Source organism: Curtobacterium sp. PhB115, from assembly GCF_003752025.1.
GTDB lineage: Bacteria > Actinomycetota > Actinomycetes > Actinomycetales > Microbacteriaceae > Curtobacterium.
Map to the genome: position 1 here is coordinate 1,833 of NZ_RJKR01000002.1, position 3,628 is coordinate 5,460.

Genomic DNA, 3,628 nt, shown 5'->3' on the forward strand with positions numbered 1-3,628 from the left:
TTGCGGTGTCCAGGCGCCTGATTCGGACCGAACGTGTCCGACGGGTAGCTCATGGGTGGAACATTGACAGTGCAGTTGGGAGTGATGCTTCCGACCTCAGTACGCTCTGCTTGCAGGGTTGGGACGGGTTGGGGTGGAGCGATCGGCTGGTGCACGTTGTTGGGTCCTGAGGGACCAGGCTTCCTGCTGACATGAGAGTGTCTGGTGGGGGTTGGGCCGTTGAGGTCCTTCGTTGGGCTGCATGAAGCACTGTCATTGGACGGTGGGGAGTGTGGTGCCGATCGTATGTTGAGAACTACACAGTGGACGCGAGCATCTTTGATTCGCGTCATCCAGCCAACCGGATCCTTTTGGGGTGATGGTTGTGGGTGATGACGGATCGCAATTTTAATCTTTGTGGTCAAGTTTCTAAGAGCAAACGGTGGATGCCTTGGCATCTGGAGCCGAAGAAGGACGTAGAAATCTGCGATAAGCCTCGGGGAGCTGATAATCGAGCCCTGATCCGAGGATTTCCGAATGGGGAAACCCCGCTGGGCGCTTTTGTGACCTGGTGACTCCCGCCTGAATATATAGGGCGGGTAGAGGGAACGTGGGGAAGTGAAACATCTCAGTACCCACAGGAAGAGAAAACAACATGTGATTCCGTGAGTAGTGGCGAGCGAAAGCGGATGAGGCTAAACCGATCATGTGTGATAGCCGGCGGGCGTTGCATGGTCGGGGTTGTGGGACACGTCACTCAGTTCTGCCGGACTGGGGCGGTTACAGCGCATCATAGTCGAACCGGTTTGAAAGCCGGGCCGTAGTGGGTGCCAGCCCCGTAGACGAAATGGTGTTATGGCCGGATGTGTATCCCAAGTAGCACGGGGCCCGAGAAATCCCGTGTGAATCTGTCAGGACCACCTGATAAGCCTAAATACTCCCAGATGACCGATAGCGGACAAGTACCGTGAGGGAAAGGTGAAAAGTACCCCGGGAGGGGAGTGAAATAGTACCTGAAACCGTTTGCTTACAAACCGTCGGAGCCTCCTTTGTAGGGGTGACGGCGTGCCTTTTGAAGAATGAGCCTGCGAGTTAGTGATATGTGGCGAGGTTAACCCGTGTGGGGCAGCCGTAGCGAAAGCGAGTCTGAATAGGGCGTTTGAGTCGCATGTTCTAGACCCGAAGCGAAGTGATCTATCCATGGCCAGGTTGAAGCGACGGTAAGACGTCGTGGAGGACCGAACCCACTTCAGTTGAAAATGGAGGGGATGAGCTGTGGATAGGGGTGAAAGGCCAATCAAACTTCGTGATAGCTGGTTCTCTCCGAAATGCATTTAGGTGCAGCGTTGCGTGTTTCTCGCCGGAGGTAGAGCTACTGGATGGCCGATGGGCCTCAACAGGTTACTGACGTCAGCCAAACTCCGAATGCCGGTGAGTGAGAGCGCAGCAGTGAGACGGTGGGGGATAAGCTTCATCGTCGAGAGGGAAACAACCCAGACTACCAACTAAGGTCCCTAAGCGTGTGCTAAGTGGGAAAGGATGTGGAGTTGCATAGACAACCAGGAGGTTGGCTTAGAAGCAGCCACCCTTGAAAGAGTGCGTAATAGCTCACTGGTCAAGTGATTCCGCGCCGACAATGTAACGGGGCTCAAGCACACCACCGAAGTTGTAGATTTCGCACTATAGACAAGCCTTCGTGGTTCAGTCGTGCGGAGTGGTAGGAGAGCGTCGTGTGGCGAGTGAAGCGGCGGAGTGATCCAGCCGTGGACGCTACACGAGTGAGAATGCAGGCATGAGTAGCGAAAGACGGGTGAGAAACCCGTCCTCCGAAAGACCAAGGGTTCCAGGGCCAGGTTAATCCGCCCTGGGTAAGTCGGGACCTAAGGCGAGGCCGACAGGCGTAGTCGATGGACAACGGGTTGATATTCCCGTACCGGCGAACAACCGCCCAAGCTAATCCAGTGGTGCTAAGAGTCCTAACCCGGTACAACCGGATCCCTTCGGGGTGATGGTGGCCGGTCTAACGCTCGACCCCATGCTGGTGCGGTTAGCGTATGAACAGGTGTGACGCAGGAAGGTAGCTGAGCCAGGCGATGGTATCCGTAAGGTGAACCTGGTGTAAGGATGTAGGGCTGACGATAGGCAAATCCGTCGTCTGTGTGCCTGAGATCCGACGCGTACCCGTAAGGGGAAATCAGTGATCCTATGCTGCCGAGAAAAGCATCGACGCGAGGTTGCAGCCGCCCGTACCCGAAACCGACTCAGGTGGTCAGGTAGAGAATACCAAGGAGATCGAGAGAATCGTGGTTAAGGAACTCGGCAAAATGCCCCCGTAACTTCGGGAGAAGGGGGGCCGGACGCGTGACCGGATTTACTCCGTGAGCGTTGAAGGCCGCAGAGACCAGTGGGAAGCGACTGTTTACTAAAAACACAGGTCCGTGCGAAGTCGCAAGACGATGTATACGGACTGACGCCTGCCCGGTGCTGGAAGGTTAAGAGGAAGGGTTAGCCTTTGGGCGAAGCTCTGAATTTAAGCCCCAGTAAACGGCGGTGGTAACTATAACCATCCTAAGGTAGCGAAATTCCTTGTCGGGTAAGTTCCGACCTGCACGAATGGCGTAACGACTTCCCAGCTGTCTCAACCGCGAACTCGGCGAAATTGCACTACGAGTAAAGATGCTCGTTACGCGCAGCAGGACGGAAAGACCCCGTGACCTTTACTACAGTTTGGTATTGGTGTTCGGTGTGGCTTGTGTAGGATAGGTGGGAGACTGTGAAGCGGGCACGCTAGTGTTCGTGGAGTCATTGTTGAAATACCACTCTGGTCACTCTGGATGTCTAACGTAGGACCCTGATCGGGTTCATGGACAGTGCCTGATGGGTAGTTTAACTGGGGCGGTTGCCTCCCAAAGAGTAACGGAGGCGCCCAAAGGTTCCCTCAACCTGGTTGGCAATCAGGTGGCGAGTGTAAGTGCACAAGGGAGCTTGACTGTGAGACTGACAGGTCGAGCAGGGACGAAAGTCGGGACTAGTGATCCGGCAGTGGCTTGTGGAAGCGCTGTCGCTCAACGGATAAAAGGTACCTCGGGGATAACAGGCTGATCTTGCCCAAGAGTCCATATCGACGGCATGGTTTGGCACCTCGATGTCGGCTCGTCGCATCCTGGGGCTGGAGTAGGTCCCAAGGGTTGGGCTGTTCGCCCATTAAAGCGGTACGCGAGCTGGGTTTAGAACGTCGTGAGACAGTTCGGTCCCTATCCGCTGCGCGCGTTGGAAATTTGAGAAGATCTATCCCTAGTACGAGAGGACCGGGATGGACGAACCTCTGGTGTGTCAGTTGTTCTGCCAAGGGCACCGCTGATTAGCTACGTTCGGACCGGATAACCGCTGAAAGCATCTAAGCGGGAAGCCGTCTTCGAGATGAGATTTCCATGCACCTTGAGTGTGAGAGGCTCCCAGCAGACTACTGGGTTGATAGGCCGGATGTGGAAGCGGGGACTAACGACCCGTGGAGCTGACCGGTACTAATAAGCCGAAGACTTGATAACACACTGATTTCCGTGCACTTGTTGCACGGGCTCGCGTCCACTTTGTGGTTCCCGACAGACGATCGGGAATCAAACTGAATACACCGCTCTGGGTGGCGACA

The 3,628-nt window shown here is 55.3% G+C and carries 1 rRNA gene; it reads left to right on the forward strand.

Going from position 1 to position 3,628, the window contains the following annotated elements:
- The first annotated feature begins 398 nt into the window (after positions 1 to 398).
- Positions 399 to 3,527: ribosomal RNA gene (locus EDF19_RS00235) — 23S ribosomal RNA — on the forward strand.
- The last annotated feature ends 101 nt before the right edge of the window (positions 3,528 to 3,628 follow it).